The organism is Amycolatopsis lurida, assembly GCF_900105055.1.
Classification (GTDB): Bacteria; Actinomycetota; Actinomycetes; order Mycobacteriales; family Pseudonocardiaceae; genus Amycolatopsis; species Amycolatopsis lurida.
Map to the genome: position 1 here is coordinate 3,969,235 of NZ_FNTA01000004.1, position 14,189 is coordinate 3,983,423.

16 protein-coding genes are annotated in these 14,189 nt (G+C 68.9%); 7 read left to right on the plus strand and 9 right to left on the minus strand.

The window, feature by feature from the left end; all coding sequences use genetic code 11:
- Positions 1-65: 65 nt before the first annotated feature.
- A complete protein-coding gene (locus tag BLW75_RS23925) occupies positions 66-644 on the plus strand; it encodes a TetR/AcrR family transcriptional regulator (protein WP_034309404.1) in 579 nt (192 codons plus the stop codon).
- 35 nt (positions 645-679) lie between these two features.
- On the opposite strand, the gene BLW75_RS23930 is transcribed toward BLW75_RS23925, so the two are convergent.
- Entirely contained in the window at positions 680-1,990 is a 1,311-nt protein-coding gene (locus BLW75_RS23930) for a UDP-glucose dehydrogenase family protein (protein ID WP_091598234.1), read from the minus strand.
- Positions 1,991-2,148: 158 nt separating this feature from the next.
- On the opposite strand from BLW75_RS23930, the gene BLW75_RS23935 reads away from it, so the two are divergent.
- Positions 2,149-2,907 carry an SDR family NAD(P)-dependent oxidoreductase gene (locus BLW75_RS23935; protein WP_034309400.1) on the plus strand — a complete coding sequence of 253 codons (759 nt, stop codon included), beginning with the start codon at positions 2,149-2,151 and terminating at the stop codon, positions 2,905-2,907.
- Between the two features lie 68 nt (positions 2,908-2,975).
- Here BLW75_RS23935 and BLW75_RS23940 read toward each other — a convergent pair whose 3' ends face one another.
- The 3 genes from BLW75_RS23940 to BLW75_RS23950 form a co-directional block, all read right to left on the minus strand.
- Complete coding sequence (locus BLW75_RS23940) at positions 2,976-3,650, minus strand: class I SAM-dependent methyltransferase (protein ID WP_034309871.1); 675 nt, start codon at positions 3,648-3,650, stop codon at positions 2,976-2,978.
- Positions 3,651-3,771: 121 nt separating this feature from the next.
- Positions 3,772-4,377 (minus strand): PadR family transcriptional regulator, encoded by a 606-nt coding sequence (locus BLW75_RS23945; RefSeq protein ID WP_091598237.1) that lies wholly within the window; start codon positions 4,375-4,377, stop codon positions 3,772-3,774.
- Between the two features lie 81 nt (positions 4,378-4,458).
- Positions 4,459-6,105 carry a TM0106 family RecB-like putative nuclease gene (locus tag BLW75_RS23950; protein ID WP_198935702.1) on the minus strand — a complete coding sequence of 549 codons (1,647 nt, stop codon included), beginning with the start codon at positions 6,103-6,105 and terminating at the stop codon, positions 4,459-4,461.
- 90 nt (positions 6,106-6,195) lie between these two features.
- Between BLW75_RS23950 and BLW75_RS23955 the strand changes: the two genes are divergently transcribed.
- The gene (locus BLW75_RS23955) at positions 6,196-6,660 is read left to right on the plus strand and encodes a DUF6474 family protein (protein ID WP_034309393.1); all 465 of its coding nucleotides are present in this window, start codon (positions 6,196-6,198) and stop codon (positions 6,658-6,660) included.
- Positions 6,661-6,749: 89 nt separating this feature from the next.
- Here the strand turns inward: BLW75_RS23955 and BLW75_RS23960 are convergent, their stop codons facing one another.
- The 4 genes from BLW75_RS23960 to BLW75_RS23975 are packed head-to-tail and all read right to left on the minus strand — an operon-like array spanning position 6,750 to position 10,305.
- A complete protein-coding gene (locus BLW75_RS23960; RefSeq protein ID WP_034309390.1) occupies positions 6,750-7,712 on the minus strand; it encodes a glycine betaine ABC transporter substrate-binding protein in 963 nt (320 codons plus the stop codon).
- A 1-nt stretch (position 7,713) separates the two neighbouring features.
- A complete protein-coding gene (locus BLW75_RS23965; protein ID WP_034309388.1) occupies positions 7,714-8,493 on the minus strand; it encodes an ABC transporter permease in 780 nt (259 codons plus the stop codon).
- A complete protein-coding gene (locus BLW75_RS23970) occupies positions 8,490-9,671 on the minus strand; it encodes an ABC transporter ATP-binding protein (RefSeq protein ID WP_395766713.1) in 1,182 nt (393 codons plus the stop codon). Before BLW75_RS23970 ends, BLW75_RS23965 begins: the two co-directional genes overlap by 4 nt.
- Positions 9,658-10,305 carry an ABC transporter permease gene (locus BLW75_RS23975; protein ID WP_007030477.1) on the minus strand — a complete coding sequence of 216 codons (648 nt, stop codon included), beginning with the start codon at positions 10,303-10,305 and terminating at the stop codon, positions 9,658-9,660. The genes BLW75_RS23970 and BLW75_RS23975 overlap by 14 nt, the downstream gene beginning before the upstream one ends.
- Before the next feature lie 291 nt (positions 10,306-10,596).
- Here BLW75_RS23975 and BLW75_RS23980 point away from each other — a divergent pair, with 291 nt between their 5' ends.
- The 4 genes from BLW75_RS23980 (at position 10,597) to BLW75_RS23995 (ending at position 13,512) form a co-directional block, all read left to right on the plus strand.
- Entirely contained in the window at positions 10,597-11,088 is a 492-nt protein-coding gene (locus tag BLW75_RS23980) for a hypothetical protein (RefSeq protein ID WP_091599903.1), read from the plus strand.
- Positions 11,089-11,158: 70 nt separating this feature from the next.
- Positions 11,159-11,920 (plus strand): YcnI family copper-binding membrane protein, encoded by a 762-nt coding sequence (locus BLW75_RS23985; protein ID WP_034309380.1) that lies wholly within the window; start codon positions 11,159-11,161, stop codon positions 11,918-11,920.
- The gene (locus BLW75_RS23990; protein WP_034309378.1) at positions 11,921-12,484 is read left to right on the plus strand and encodes a copper resistance CopC family protein; all 564 of its coding nucleotides are present in this window, start codon (positions 11,921-11,923) and stop codon (positions 12,482-12,484) included.
- On the plus strand, positions 12,481-13,512 hold the full coding sequence (locus BLW75_RS23995; protein ID WP_034309375.1) for a copper resistance D family protein: 1,032 nt from the start codon (positions 12,481-12,483) through the stop codon (positions 13,510-13,512). The genes BLW75_RS23990 and BLW75_RS23995 overlap by 4 nt, the downstream gene beginning before the upstream one ends.
- Here the strand turns inward: BLW75_RS23995 and BLW75_RS24000 are convergent.
- Entirely contained in the window at positions 13,509-14,075 is a 567-nt protein-coding gene (locus tag BLW75_RS24000; RefSeq protein ID WP_034309373.1) for a dihydrofolate reductase family protein, read from the minus strand. The two genes, BLW75_RS23995 and BLW75_RS24000, sit on opposite strands and share 4 nt — an antisense overlap.
- Between the last annotated feature and the right edge of the window lie 114 nt (positions 14,076-14,189).

The following is a 14,189-nucleotide window of genomic DNA, read 5'->3' on the forward strand; positions in this document are numbered from 1 at the left end:
TGCACGCTTGGTCAATCCATTTGGTTAAACCAAGTGGATAAACCGTGTGGTCTAGGATCTCGGGCATGGGTAACCGCGAGGACCTGATGGCGGGCGCCATCCAGTGCTTGAAGGAAAAGGGCTGGTCACGCACCACGGTGCGGGACATCGCGACGGCGGCCGGGGTCAGCCACGCGGCGATCGGCTACCACTTCGGATCGCGCGAAGCCCTCCTGCTGACGGCGTTCTCGCAGGCGATGGACGACTGGGGCCGGGAGATCCAGGTCGAGATGATGAGCGCCGTCGACCCCGACGCGTCACCCTCGGAGCAGTACGCGGCGTCCTGGCGCGCGATGATCGACTCCTACGGGCGCAACCGGCAGCTGTGGATCGCCTCGATCGAGGCGTTCGTGCAGTCCGAACATCACCCTGAGCTGCGGAAGCAGCTCGCCGCCGCCCAACGAGAGGGCCGCCGGGGAATGGCGGCGGGCATCCTCGGGATCGACGAGGACACCCTCACCGAGGCGGACGAGCGGCGGGTCGGCGCGGTGGCCACGGCCCTGAACTCGGGTGTGATGCTGCAGCACATGCTCGACCCGGAGAACGGCCCGACGGCCGAAGAGGTCGTGGAAGGGCTGATGAAGCTCGTCTCCCTGGTGTCCTGAAAGGGGTCGTTCAGCACACCAGGGAGGCAGGTGGGTCAGGAGACGGCGACCTTCCGCCGCAGCGCCGCACGCGGCCGCCCGACACCCTGCCACGACAGGCCGGCGTCCAGGATCCGTTGCGGGTCAAGGAGATTGCGCGTGTCGACGACCGAGTCGCCATCCATCTGCTCGGCCATATACGTCCAGTCGAGCCGTTTGAACTCGTCCCATTCCGTCAGCACGACGACGGCGTCGGCCGCCTTCGCGACCTGGTACGGGTCGTCGACCACGGTCATTCCGTCGATGTGGCCACCGACGGCGGGGTCGTAGGCGGTGAGTTCCGCGCCGAGCGCGCCCAGCACGGAAGCGACCGCGAGGGCGGGCGAGTCACGCAGATCGTTCGTCCCGGCCTTGAACGCCAGCCCGAGGACACCGATCCGCGAACCGGCCAGCGTGCCGCCGACCGCGCCGGCGATCTTCGCGACGATCCGGTCCCGTTGCGCGATGTTCTCCTCGATGGCCGACGTGAGCAGCGTGAAGTCGTACTGCACCGACTCGGCGACCCGGACCAGTGCGCTGGTGTCCTTCGGCAGGCACGAGCCGCCCCAGCCGGGGCCGGGCTTGAGGAACGAGCGGCCGATGCGCCGGTCGTAGCCCATGCCCTCGGTGACCAGGTCGATGTCCGCGCCGAGACGTTCGCACAGTTCGGCGATCGAGTTCACATAGGACAGTTTCATCGCGAGGAAGCAGTTCGCCGCGTACTTCACCAGTTCCGCGCTGGCCGCGTCGGCGACGACGACGGGGGCGGCGAGGTCGGCGTAGAGATCGCCGACCCAGCGGGCGGCCGCGACGTCGTCCGAGCCGACGACGATCCGGTCGGGGCCGAGGAAGTCCTCCACCGCGGTGCCCTCACGCAGGAACTCGGGGTTCGACACGACCGGCACGTCCGAGCGGCCGAGCATCGCCTGGATACGCTTCGACGTCCCCACCGGAACGGTCGATTTGGTGATCAGCGCGCACCCCGGCGGGATGACGTCGCCGATCTCGGTGGTCACGGCCTCGACCGCCCGCAGGTCCGCCGAGCCGCCCGCGCCCATCGGTGTCGGCACACAAAGGAAAACGGCCTCCGCGTCGCGAACGGCGTCGCGCGCGCCGACCACGAACTCGAGTCTTCCGCTGGTCAGCCCCCTCGACACCAGCTCGGACAATCCCGGCTCCAGGATGTCCACCCGTCCGGCGGAGAGCCTTGCGACCTTCGCCTGGTCGACATCGACGCAAGTGACTCGATGCCCCAGGCCGGCCAAGCAGGCTCCCGTGGTCAATCCGACGTAACCGGTCCCCACCACCACGATCCGAGCAGCGCTCATGCTGCTGAAGGTGACAGCCGGAGTTGACCTCCGAGCGAACGGAATGCTTCAGGTCCGAATACTCCTCACGACATGCTGCGCACCGGAGTGAGCCATCCCACCTGGGCCCGATGCGAACGAGCGTTAACCTATGAACGGTTGCCGACGAAAGGGAGAACATGCAGATCACCGATACCGCGGCGCTGGTCACGGGTGGCGCGTCCGGGCTCGGCGGCGCGACCGCGAAGGCGCTCGCCGCGAAGGGCGCGCGGGTCTTCGCGCTGGACCTCGCCGGTGCCATCGAGAACGCCGAGCAGGTCGAGAACGTCACCTACGTCGAAGCCGACGTGACCGACCCGGAGCAGGTGCGGACCGCGGTCGCGACCGCGGCCGAGTCCGGGGTGCCGCTGCGGACCGTGGTGAACTGCGCCGGCATCGGGCCGTCCGCGCGGATCCTTTCGAAGAAGGGCCCGCACGACCTCGCTCTGTACGCGAAGGTCGTCCAGATCAACCTGATCGGCTCCTTCAACGTGCTGACGCTGGCCGCCGAGGCCATCGCCAAGACCGAGCCGCTGGCCGACAACGCGCGCGGCGTCATCATCAACACCGCGTCGATCGCCGCCTTCGACGGCCAGATCGGGCAGGTCGCGTACTCCTCGTCCAAGGGCGGCATCGTCGGGATGACCCTGCCCGCCGCGCGCGACCTGGCGTCGCACGGGATCCGCGTGCTGACCATCGCGCCGGGCATCGTCGACACCCCCATGCTGGCGACGGTGAGCGAGGAGTTCCGCGCTTCGCTGGCCGAGGGCGTGCCGTTCCCGAAGCGGCTCGCGCGGCCGGACGAGTACGCGCAGCTCGCGCTGTCGCTGATCGACCACGACTACCTGAACGGCGAGGTCATCCGGATGGACGGCTCGCTGCGCATGGCCCCTCGCTGAGCCTGTCCTCGTGACATGAAGGAGTCCTTCATCGCGAATTTTGCGATGAAGGACTCCTTCATGTCAGATCAGGGACGGGTGAGGCGGACGTCCAGGCCGATTCCGGCCGTGGTGACCTCGCAGGTCCGGAACGCCGTTTCCGCGACCAGCCCGCTGAAATCGGCAGGCGTGTAAGCGCGCCGCCGCAGTTGGCCGAGCGTCTGCCGGGTCGTCAGCGCGGCCAGCCTGCCGAGCTTCATGCTCGCGACCTCACGCACGATGTCACCGTCGGTCGCCTCCCGGTTCATGTCCTGCACCACGGCCGTACCGCCGGGGCGCAGCACGCGGTACATCTCGTCGAGCGACTTCACCGGCCACACGAAGTTCTTGAACGCGGCCTGGCAGACGACGAGGCCGAACGTCTCGTCGTCGAACGGCATCGCCGCGACGTCGCCCTCGCGGAATTCGACGTCCACGCCTTCGGCCCGGGCGTACTCGCTCGCGATCTCCACGAACGTCGGCGCGACGTCCAGTCCGGTGACGGAGAACCCGAGCCGCGCCAGCTCGACGGCGAAGTAGCCGGGGCCGAAGGCGACCTCGAGGATCTTCGCGCCTTCCGGCAGGTTCGCGGTGAGTTCGCGGGCCTGCGTCCGCCAGAGTGCGATCTGCGGTTCGGTGCCGCGCTGCCGGGCGTAGTTTCGCGCCAGCGCACCGCCCATCTCCGGGATGAGCTTGAAGCGCTTCCTGTCCTTGATGTTCGTCATGGTCACTCCAGGTTGATTCCCGGAGCCCGGTTATCCTCGAAGTGCCGTCTCGTGGCCGGGTTCCGGTTGCGGGATCGTCGCCCCGGCGGGGTGCTGCAACACCTCGCCGGGGCTCTTTCGGCTAGCCGGTAGTCCCCCTTTCGGCCAACAGGGCCCGCCATTCGGCGAGACCGGGCATGGCACCGGAAGTCAGTTCTCCGAGGATCGAGCGGACCCATTCGGCTTCCGCCACTCGGATCGCCAGGTGGTATTCGAGTTCGAGCAGCACCAGCCGCGGGATCTCCTCGATGAGCCGCGCCAGTTCGGCCCGCGTCGCGGCGATGTCTTCGTCCAGTGCGGCCAGCCGGGTGCGGAAGAGGGCGATCACCTCGTCCGGCCCGAGCCAGCCCAGCACCGACAGGCCGGCGACGAACTTCGGCTCCTCCGGCGCGAGTTCGCCGAGCAGTTCGCGCAACCAGTCGAGCATTTCGTCACGGCCGGCGTCGGTGATCCGGTACACCGTGCGTTCGGGGCGGGCGCCCTCGCGGCCGCTCTGGACGGCCTCGATGAAGGCGTGTTTCCGCAGGTTGCCGACGACCGTGTAGAACGAGCCCCATTTGATCCCCATGTCGCGGTCCTTGCCGCGGCTCTTCAGGATCGAGGCCATTTCGTACGGATGCATCGGGCGCTCGTTCAGTGTCGACAGGATCGCCAACGCGAGCAGATTCCCGACCTTTCGCCGTTTCACCAGGCCTCCTCGTTGACGAGTATTCGTCTACGAGTATCCGCAGGGACGAGGGTGATCGCAAGGCGCCCGGCGATCGGGTGGTCAGAGGTCGTTCATGTACGGCACGGAGGTCTGCGCGTGGTCGGTCATCCAGTTCCGCAGCGCGTGCGTCGCCAGGACGTCGTCCTCGTTGTAGCGCAGCAGGCGGTCCCGCTGGGCGGCGTCCGGCACTCCGCCGTCCATGCCGACGGCGTCGCGATACCACCGCATCGACGCCTCGCCGCCCGCTTCCGGGTCGCGCCAGGCGAATCCGGCGACCGGCGCGATCACCTTGAGCCCCTTGCCGTGCGAGCAGAGGAACTGGTCGGTGACGCTGCGGAAGAGGTCGATCCACTCCTCGGAGTCCACAAAGGACGCGATCTCGGCCTTCTTCGGCACGCCGGGGTACTCGCCGAACCGGTCGGCGGAACCGAAGAGCCAGCGGTTCTCGGCGAGCGCGTTGTAGCAGTAGGCGCGGAAGGTCAGGCCCGCGGCGAGCGTGCGCTCGCGGACTTCGGTGAACCAGGCCCAGAACTCGGCGAACGACCGGGCCTCGTCCGCGGTCGGCAGCGGCTCCCACGTCGCGAACGCGCGATAACCCTGCTCCATCCCGATGTCGGCGCCCGTCAACAGCGAACCCCACAGGTACGCGCCGGAATCGCCGAAGCTCTCCATGTCGACGTCGACCTCGACGTCGCCGCGTGAGACCTCGACGCGGTCGACCTTGCGCACCATCGTGAGGTCGGCGAGCCAGGCGCGCGCGAGGATGATCGCGTCGGCGAACGTGCCGCCGGTCCAGTTCATCGGCGGCGGCTCGTCGGCCGGATCGAGCGCGGCCAGCTTGTCCACAGTGGACACTCCGGCGCGGCGCAGCTCCATCGCGTCCTCGCCGCGGACGACCAGGCTGACGTCGCGGGTTTCGGTGAGCACGACCTCGCACGTCGGCCACCACGGGCAACGACGGCATTCGAGGACGCGGGACGGCTCGGCGAGCGGCTCCTCGCCTTCGGCGGCGGCGGTCGCGATGGCGAGCCTGTCGGCGAAGCGGCTCTGGTACTCCGTCAGCGCGCTTCGGCCGCCCGGCCAGGTGGCCGCGGACAGGTCGTGCCAGACGACGACGTCCGCGTCGAGCCCGATGACGCCGCCGATCGCGCGGTGTCCTTCGTGCTTCCCGAGCGCTTCGAGCATCCGGTAGAGGTGCGCGAGCCGCATCTGGTCCCGCGGCTGCGAGCGGACCTTTCGCGCCGGATCGGGTACCCGGTTCGCCGGGTCGAGGTCGGTCATCACCGTGGTCGGCGCGCCCGCGCCGCGATCGGTGATGCGGTGCCGTACGACCAGCACCGGCACGTATCCGTCGCCGCTGTGGACCAGGAGTTCGGAGCCACCACGCCGGTGACCGGCGCGATCCACCGGGAGCAGCGCGCCCCAGATGTAGCGCGCTTCGGCGGCGAAGGCCTCTTCGGTGAGCTGCACGCGCTCGGCGGCCGGGAGGTCGCGGGGGATCTTGACCCAGGTCGCGTCGGGTCCCGTCGCGTCCATGAGGCGCTGCACGATCGCCTCGCGATGCGCCGACGCGTCGGCGATCCGCTGCTGCGCGGCGGGGTCGGGCGGAGCGAGCGGGACCTCGCGCATCGCCGGATCGTGTTCCAGGTGCACGCGACGCCGGCAGCGGCTCACCGCTCCCGCGTCCAGTAGCACCTCGTTACTCACAGACAACACTCTAGAAGGCGTCCGGCAAGCCGACATGCCCGCCACATCGGGGACCAGTAAGTTCGTCTGTGACACAGCGTGGGAGGTGCCATGGCGCGCAAGGCCAAAGCCATCGAGGGCGAAGGCAAGTTCACCCCGAAGAAGGCGAAGAACGCCGTCGCGGTGGCCAAAGTGCTCGGCCCGGCCGTACTGCCGGTGATCGCGCCGTACGCCGTCCGGGCGGCGGGTGCCGCACGGGAGCTGTACGACCGTTATCAAGCGAAGAAGCTCGGTGTGGCCGTCGACCAGCTCGGCGAGTACAGCGGGCGCGGTGCCGCGTTGCACGCGCGGATCGCGGGGCTGACGCAGGGGCTCGCGGAGCTGAAGAGGTCTGCGAAGGCGACCGACGCCGACGCGGCCTTCGCGAAGGACACCCAGGGGACGCTGGAGCAGCTTTCGGCGACCGTTCGCGCTTCGGAGCGGATGCCGGCCGCGCGGCGGAAGGCGGCGCACCGCGCCGTGGCCGGGGAGCTGGACCAGCTGGAGGGGAAGCTGCTGCACCGGCTGGGGATCTGAGCGAGCTGAAGGGAGCTTTCCCCGCATGAGATGCGAGGAAAGCTCCCTTCGTCGCGTGTGATGCGGGGAAAGTCCCCTTCAGCCCCCGGCTAGGAGATGAAGCCCTTTTTCTTCATCCACTCGTAGGCGACCTCGCCCTGGTCTCGACCGTCGACGTCGACCTGCTTGCACAGCTCGATCATCTGCTTGTTGTCGAGGGCCGCGGCGACGGCTTCGAGCGGTCCGCGGATTTCCGGGTGCTGCTTCAGGAATTCCGTCCGCAGCGTCGGCACGGCGTTGTACTGCGGGAACGCCTTCTTGTCGTCTTCGAGGACACGAAGGTTGAGCCCGGCGATCCGGCCGTCGGTCGTGAAGATCTCACCGATCGGGCAGGTCCCGCTCGCCACGGCCGAGTAGATCGTGCCGATGCCGAAGTTCTTGATCACCGGGTTCTGGAACCCGTACGCGCGCACGGCGGCGGGGAAACCGTCCTGGCGGCTGGTGAATTCGGTCTCCAGGCAGAACACGTTCTGGTCGGGCTTCCGCTTCAGGAACGCCGCCAGGTCCGACGTCGTCTTCAGGTTGTTCGCCGCGCCGTAGGCTTCGGTGACCGCGAAGGCGTACTGGTCGTTGAGCGGCGAGTAGTTCAGCCAGGTGACGCCGAACTTCGCCTCGTCCGCCGCCTTCGTGGCTTCGTACTGGGCTTGCTCCCCACCGGGGACGGGGAGTTCGTTGCCCTGGTAGTTGATCCAGCCGGTGCCGGTGTACTCCCAGGTGACGTCGGTCTGTCCGGCGAGCAGAGCCTGCCGCGACGAGTTCGAGCCCTTGATGTCGGTCAGGTCGACGACGTCCGCGCCCGCCGCGGAAAGCGCCATCTCGGCCATGTAGCCCAGGATGATGTTCTCGGTGAAGTCCTTCGACCCCACCGTCACCGTGACCCCCTTGAGCGACTCGATGGGCTGGATGGAACCGGGTTCGATCTTGTACGGGAGCGCGGTGTTGACCTCGAGCCCGCACGCGGAAAGCGTGCCGCACAACAGAACCGCGCCGAACAGTGCTTTCAGACGTCGCATGTCAGCGCAGTCCCTTCGGTCCGAAGAACTGTTCCGCCACCGCGCCGAGCCAGTCCACCAGCAGCGCCAGTGCGACGGCGAGCACCGAGCCGGTGATCAGCACCTTCGTCAGGTTGAGCTTGTAGCCGGTGTCGATGAGCAGGCCGAAACCACCGGCGTTCACGAACATGCCGAAGGTCGCCGTGCCGACGGCCAGCACCAGCGAGGTCCGCAGACCGGCCAGGATCAGCGGGATGGCCAGCGGGAACTCCACTCGCCACAGCACGCCGGAGGCCGACATGCCGATCCCGCGGCCGGCGTCGATCAGTGCGGGCTCGACCTGCTGCAGGCCGACCATCGTGTTCCGCAGCACCGGAAGCAGCGAGTAGAACGCCAGCGGCAGCGCCGCGACCCACAGCCCGCCGGTGGCGCCGGTGACGATGAACCACAGCACCAGCACACCGAGCGCGGGCGCGGCCTGCCCGATGTTCGCGATCGCCAGGAACACCGGAGCCGCCCATTTCGCCCAGGGCCGCGTGACGAGCACGCCGAGCGGCACCGCCACCGCGACCACGATCGCGGTGACCACGACGGTCATCGCCAGGTGGTCGCGCAGCGCGGCCAGCAGCCCGGCGGCGTTGAGGGTTTCCTTTTCCGTCGCGGTGAGGTCACTGGCGAAGACCCAGATCAGCACGCCGGCGACGATCAGCAGCACCGCGGCGGGCTGGGCGAACAGCCGGACCCGTTCGGCGCTTCTGGACGAGGATTCGGTGGAGAAGCCGGTATCGACGGCGGCCGTCATGCGGTCACACCTTCCGCCGGGCTGTCGTCGGAGTGCTCCTCGCGCAGCTGCTGGATCGTCGAGATGACGGTGTCGAGCTCGATCGTCCCCGCGTACTCGCCGCGCGCGCCGGTCACCGGGACGCTGCCGCCCTCGGCGAGCATGGCTTCGAGTGCGTCCTGCAGGGTCGACTGAAGGCTGACCGAGTCGCGAAGCGGTTTGCCCGCGGTGGCCAGCGACGACGCCGCGGTCAGCTCACGGACGTGCACCCACCGCATCGGACGACGGCGCTGGTCGAGCACCAGCACGAAATGCTTCCGCTGCTGGGTGAGCTTCTCGCGCACCGAGGACGGCGACTCGCTCACCGTCGCCGTCAGCGCGTCCTGCTTCAGCTCGACGTCGCGGACCCGCAGCAGCGTCAACTGCTTCAGCGAGGCACCGGCGCCGACGAAACCGGCGACGGTGTCGTCGGCCGGGTTCGCGAGGATGGCGTCCGGGGTGTCGTACTGGAGGATCTTCGACTGGTTGCCGAGCACCGCGATCTTGTCGCCGAGCTTCACGGCCTCGTCGAAGTCGTGGGTGACGAAGACGATCGTCTTCTTCAGCTCGGTCTGGAGCCGCAGCAGTTCGTCCTGCAGGTTGCCGCGAGTGATCGGGTCGACCGCGCCGAACGGTTCGTCCATCAGCAGCACCGGCGGGTCCGCCGCGAGCGCCCGCGCGACGCCGACGCGCTGCTGCTGTCCACCGGACAGCTGACGCGGGTACCGGTCGCGGAAATCGGCCGGGTCCAGCCCGACGAGGTCCATCATCTCCTCGACCCGGTCGTTGACCTTCTTCTTGTCCCAGCCGAGCAGCCCCGGCACCACGGCGATGTTCTGCGCGACGGTGAAGTGCGGGAACAGCCCGGCCTGCTGGATCGCGTAGCCGATGCGACGGCGCAGGGTGTCGACGTCGAGTTTCAGCGCGTCGTCGCCGCCGATGGTGATGCGGCCCGACGTCGGCTCGATCAGCCGGTTGATCATCCGCATGGTCGTGGTCTTGCCGCAGCCGGACGGGCCGACGAAGACCACGATCTTGCCCGCGGGCACCACCATCGAGAAGTCGTCGACCGCGGGCTCCCGGGTGCCGGGGTAGCGCTTCGTGACGTTCTCCAGCTCGATTTCGACGCCGGATACGGTTTGAGACTCAGCCACGGACACCCCTAGAGACGGTCAAACGGTTGATCAGGACGTAAACGGCGTCGAGGACCAGCGCGAGGACGACCACCCCGAGCGTCCCGGTCAGTGCCTGGTTGAGGGAGTTCGTGCTCCCCGCGTTGGTGAGGCCGGAGAAGACCTCCGAGCCGAGGCCCGGTCCCTTCGCGTAGGCCGCGATGACCGCGATGCCCATGAGCATCTGCGTCGCGACCCGCATGCCGGCGAGGATCGCGGGCCAGGCGAGCCGCAGCTCCACCCTGGTCAGCACGCCGAACCGGCTCATGCCGATCCCGCGCGCCGCGTCGCTGACCGCCGGATCCACGCCGCTCAGCCCGACGATCGTGTTCCGCACGATCGGCAGCAGCGCGTAGAGCACGAGGGCGATGACCGTGGTGTTCGCGCCGAGGCCGAACACGGGGATGAGCAGCCCCAGGAGAGCGAAGGAGGGGACGGTGAGAATCGTGCTCGCCAGCGCCGTGGCCACGGCCGACCCGATCGGGCTGCGGTAGACGGCGACACCGATCACCACGCCGAGGACGGCGGCCAGGATCGTGCACTGCACGACCGCGCTGACATGGAGGAGCCCTTGGAGGGCGAGTCTGTCCCACCGATCCGAGATGTACTCGAAGAGATTCATCGCGTGCTGGTTCTCCCGCCGCCTCTGAGTGAGACTCCTCACCCATTCGGAGTAGCTGTATCGGGAGCCTGACTACCCAAAAGCCGCGCGGTCAAACCCCTGTTTACCGCCTTTTATCCCGTCAACCTGCCCCATCCGGCCTGATCGGGCAAACGCACACGCCGTCTTTCCCCCTGCTCATCAGCCGGGAGGAGATCGACCACGCGGATGTCCGTCGAATACCCTTCACCCGTGAGTAAAGGCCGCCATCACCGAAGCGCGTTACGCGCTGTACGTGGCGGCTTGCTCGGTGTGAGTTCTGCAGCGCTGGCCGTGACCGCTCACATGATCGGGGACGGCGATCTCCCCGATACGGCGATGACGTTGTTGCTCACCGTGCTGATCGGCTGGAACGCCGCCGCGCTCGCCGCGAAGGCGCGCGGGCCGCTGGCCACCATCGTCGACCTCGGCGCCGGTCAGGTCGTGATGCACCTCGTGCTCAGTTCGCTGAGCACGCACGAACTCGTGCACGACGAGCCCGCCCCGATCTCGGGCGGCCTCGCGATGACCGTCGCGCACGTCGTCGCCACGCTGATCACCGCGCTGCTGCTGGCCAAGGCCGACGGACTGCTGCTCGGCGTCCTCTCCTGCCTGCGCGCGCTGGTCCCCTTCATCCTCAACGCGCTCCCGGTGCCCGCCGCGGTGGCGTCCCCGGTGCTCGCCCGTCCGGCCGGACCCGGGCATCTCGTCGGCGTCGACCTCCGCCGCGTCCACGGCAGGCGCGGTCCGCCGCTGTTCTCCTGAACCCCAGCTCATCCCCCGTAATCGGCGAGGTCCCCGAACCCGCCGTCTCGATCACGTTCAGGAGTTCTTCGTGTCCAAGCACGTCTTCAAGCGCGCCGGTTTCCTGGCCGCCACCGTCGGTATCGCCGGCCTGCTGTCCGCCGGGGTCGCCTCGGCCCACGTCACCGCCAACGTCTACGGCCCCCAGCCGTCGAAGGGCGGCTACGGATCGATCTTCTTCCGCGTCCCCAACGAGGAGAAGGACGCCGGCACGGTCAAGGTCGAGATCACCGTCAAGCCCGAGTACGCGCTCAGCTCCGTGCGCGCCAAGCCGCTTCCCGGCTGGAAGGCCGAGGTCGTCAAGTCCAAGCTGCCCGCCCCGGTGACCACCGACTCCGGCACGCAGATCACCGAGGCCGTCACCAAGGTCTCCTGGACCGCGGAGCCCGGCACGAAGATCGCCGCCGGGTCGACCGAGTTCCAGGAGTTCCAGATCAGCGCGGGCAAGTTCCCGGCCAACGTCGACACGATCGAGTTCCCCGCCACCCAGACCTACGAGAACGGCAAGGTCGTCGAGTGGAACCAGCCGACCCCGGCCTCCGGTGAGGAACCCGAGCACCCCGCGCCGACGGTGAAGCTCGCCGAGAAGAGCGCCGACGGACACGGCGGCGGCCACGGCACCGACACGAAGGCCACGTCCGAGGAGTCGCACGCCGCGTCGTCCTCCGACAACACCGCCCGCTGGCTCGGCGGCGCGGGCCTGGTCGTCGGCGCGCTCGGCCTCGGCGTCGGCGCCGGTGCCACCCTGCGCGCCCGCCGCGCCACCGCCAGCAACACCGAGGGAACCAAGTAGATGCGTAAAGCGATCGTCGCGCTGGCGATCACCGGGGTGGCGTGGCTCGCCACCGCCACCCCGGCGCTGGCGCACAACGTCCTGATCTCCTCGGACCCGGCGAAGGGCGCTTCGATCGCCGCCGGCCCCGCGAAGATCACGCTCACGTTCGACCAGTACGTCCAGAACGCGAACGTCAACCAGATCGCGGTCATCGGACCGGGCGGCGGCCAGTGGGCCGAAGGCCAGGTCGAGGTCCGCGACAGCGTCGTGACCGTGCCGCTGCGGCCGCTCGGCCCGGCGGGCGAGTACAAGATCGGCTACCGGATCCTGTCCGCGGACGGGCACGCCGTGACCGGTGAGGTGCCGTTCACCCTGACCGCCGCGGGCACCGGGACCCCGGCGAGCGCCGACGCCGCGCGCAGCAACGCGGGCCAGGCCGAGACGACCCCGGCGTCCGGCGGCGAAGGCTCGTCCGGCGTGCCGATCTGGGTGTGGATCGCGGGCGCCGTCGTGCTGCTCGCCGTCGGACTGACCGTCGCGCTGCGCACCGGCGCGGGTGACAAGGAGAAGAGCGGCTCATGACCCAGGCCGAGACCACCTCGCGTGCCCGCGTCGCCGTCCTGTTCTGCGTGGTGACGGCGGGCATCGTCGGTGCCCTGATCGGTGTCGCGCTGACGGCCACCGCCCCGGTCCCCGGGGTCGCGCAGGTCAGCGAGGTGGTCTCGGTCTCGATCCCGATCGTGCGGGTGCTGCTGGACATCTCGGCGGTCGCCACGATCGGGCTGGCGCTGCTTTCGGTGCTGGTCGGCTACGACCGGCCGAAGCTCTCCGAGCCGATCATGCGGATCGCGCGGCCCGCGAGCGTCGCGGCCGCGCTGGTCTGGGCGACCACCGCGCTCGTCGCGCTGATCCTGCAGACCGCCGAATACCGCCCGGGTTCCAGCACGCTGTCCATGTCCGACGTCGGCAGCTACATCGCCGACGTCGGCGCCGGGAAGGCGCTGCTGATCGTGGCGGTGCTGGCCCTGCTGCACGCGGGGCTCGGCGTCCTCGCCCTGAAGCACGGCGAGAAGGTGCCCGCCGAGGTCCGCGTCGGGCTGGGCCTGTTCGCGCTGCTGCCGCTGCCGGTCACCGGGCACGCGTCGAACTGGAACTACCACGACTACACGATGATCTCGATGGAACTACACGTGATGAGCGCCGTGGCCTGGACCGGCGGGCTCGGCGCGATGGCGGTGCTGCTCGTCGGGAACCGGACCCTGCTGGCGCACGCCCTGCCGCGGTTCTCCAAACTCGCGACGCTGTGCCTGATCCTCGGCGCGGCGACCGGGCTGTTCAACGGGCTGATCGAGATCTCGCTCAACCCGTCGCTCGGTTTCTGGGAAGGCGTCTTCACCACGCCGTACGGGCAACTGGTGCTGCTGAAGCTGTTGTGCACCGGCGTGATCGCGGGCCTCGGCGCGTACACGCGCTGGAAGCTGATGCCGCGGATCATCCGGCACAACCGGACGGCGCTGGCCGCGTGGGCGACGCTGGAGCTGACCGTGATGGGGCTCGCGTTCGGCTTCGCCGTCGTCCTCACGCGAGCCCCGGTCGTGCCGACGACCTAGTTCTCCACCGCGTACCGCAGGATCACGACGCCGTTCTCGAACGCGGTGGCTTCGATCGGCTTGAGGTTCCGCCGATCCTCGAAGACGCGCGTCCCCTTGCCGAGCGACACCGGGCAGACCATCATCCGGACCTCGTCGACGAGGCCGGCGTCCAGCAGCGACCGCATCAGGGTCAGGCTCCCCCCCAGCCACAGGTTCTTGCCACTCTGTTCCTTGAGCTCGCGGACGGTGGCGGCCGGGTCGCGTGTCACGGTCGCGGCGTGGAAGCCACCCCAAGGGGCGTCCTCCAGCTTGGCCGAGGCGACGAACTTGGTGAGGTTGTTGACCTTCTCGCCGTACTCGCCCTGCTCTTCGGCGTGGGGCCAGTAGTCCTTGGCCATGGCGTAGGTGTTCGCGCCGAGGATCATCGTGTCGACCGAATCGACGAGCCCCATCACGCTCGCCTTGTACGCCGGCTCAGTCTTCTCGGAGAAGGGCTCCCCCGGCACGAAGCTCAGGCCGCCGTCTTCCTCCGCGGCGATGTTGTCGACGGTGACCCACTGCTGAACGATGAGCTTGCGCATGTCCGTCCTCCGGTTCGCGCGCGGCCACTCCGGCCGCGTCCGCCCCGGGGACGAAGCCACCGGGCCGGTCTCGACATCATCGGCACGACTTTTTCGCGAGCTGTTACACGCCTT

What these genes read in the sequence shown, in the direction of transcription:
- BLW75_RS24000 (WP_034309373.1), bottom strand. Translation starts at nt 14,075, where the DNA reads ATGCGCAAGCTCATCGTTCAGCAGTGGGTCACCGTCGACAACATCGCC.
- BLW75_RS23955 (WP_034309393.1), top strand. Translation starts at nt 6,196, where the DNA reads ATGGCGCGCAAGGCCAAAGCCATCGAGGGCGAAGGCAAGTTCACCCCG.
- BLW75_RS23990 (WP_034309378.1), top strand. Translation starts at nt 11,921, where the DNA reads ATGCGTAAAGCGATCGTCGCGCTGGCGATCACCGGGGTGGCGTGGCTC.
- BLW75_RS23965 (WP_034309388.1), bottom strand. Translation starts at nt 8,493, where the DNA reads ATGACGGCCGCCGTCGATACCGGCTTCTCCACCGAATCCTCGTCCAGA.
- BLW75_RS23975 (WP_007030477.1), bottom strand. Translation starts at nt 10,305, where the DNA reads ATGAATCTCTTCGAGTACATCTCGGATCGGTGGGACAGACTCGCCCTC.
- BLW75_RS23930 (WP_091598234.1), bottom strand. Translation starts at nt 1,990, where the DNA reads ATGAGCGCTGCTCGGATCGTGGTGGTGGGGACCGGTTACGTCGGATTG.
- BLW75_RS23995 (WP_034309375.1), top strand. Translation starts at nt 12,481, where the DNA reads ATGACCCAGGCCGAGACCACCTCGCGTGCCCGCGTCGCCGTCCTGTTC.
- BLW75_RS23940 (WP_034309871.1), bottom strand. Translation starts at nt 3,650, where the DNA reads ATGACGAACATCAAGGACAGGAAGCGCTTCAAGCTCATCCCGGAGATG.
- BLW75_RS23960 (WP_034309390.1), bottom strand. Translation starts at nt 7,712, where the DNA reads ATGCGACGTCTGAAAGCACTGTTCGGCGCGGTTCTGTTGTGCGGCACG.
- BLW75_RS23925 (WP_034309404.1), top strand. Translation starts at nt 66, where the DNA reads ATGGGTAACCGCGAGGACCTGATGGCGGGCGCCATCCAGTGCTTGAAG.
- BLW75_RS23935 (WP_034309400.1), top strand. Translation starts at nt 2,149, where the DNA reads ATGCAGATCACCGATACCGCGGCGCTGGTCACGGGTGGCGCGTCCGGG.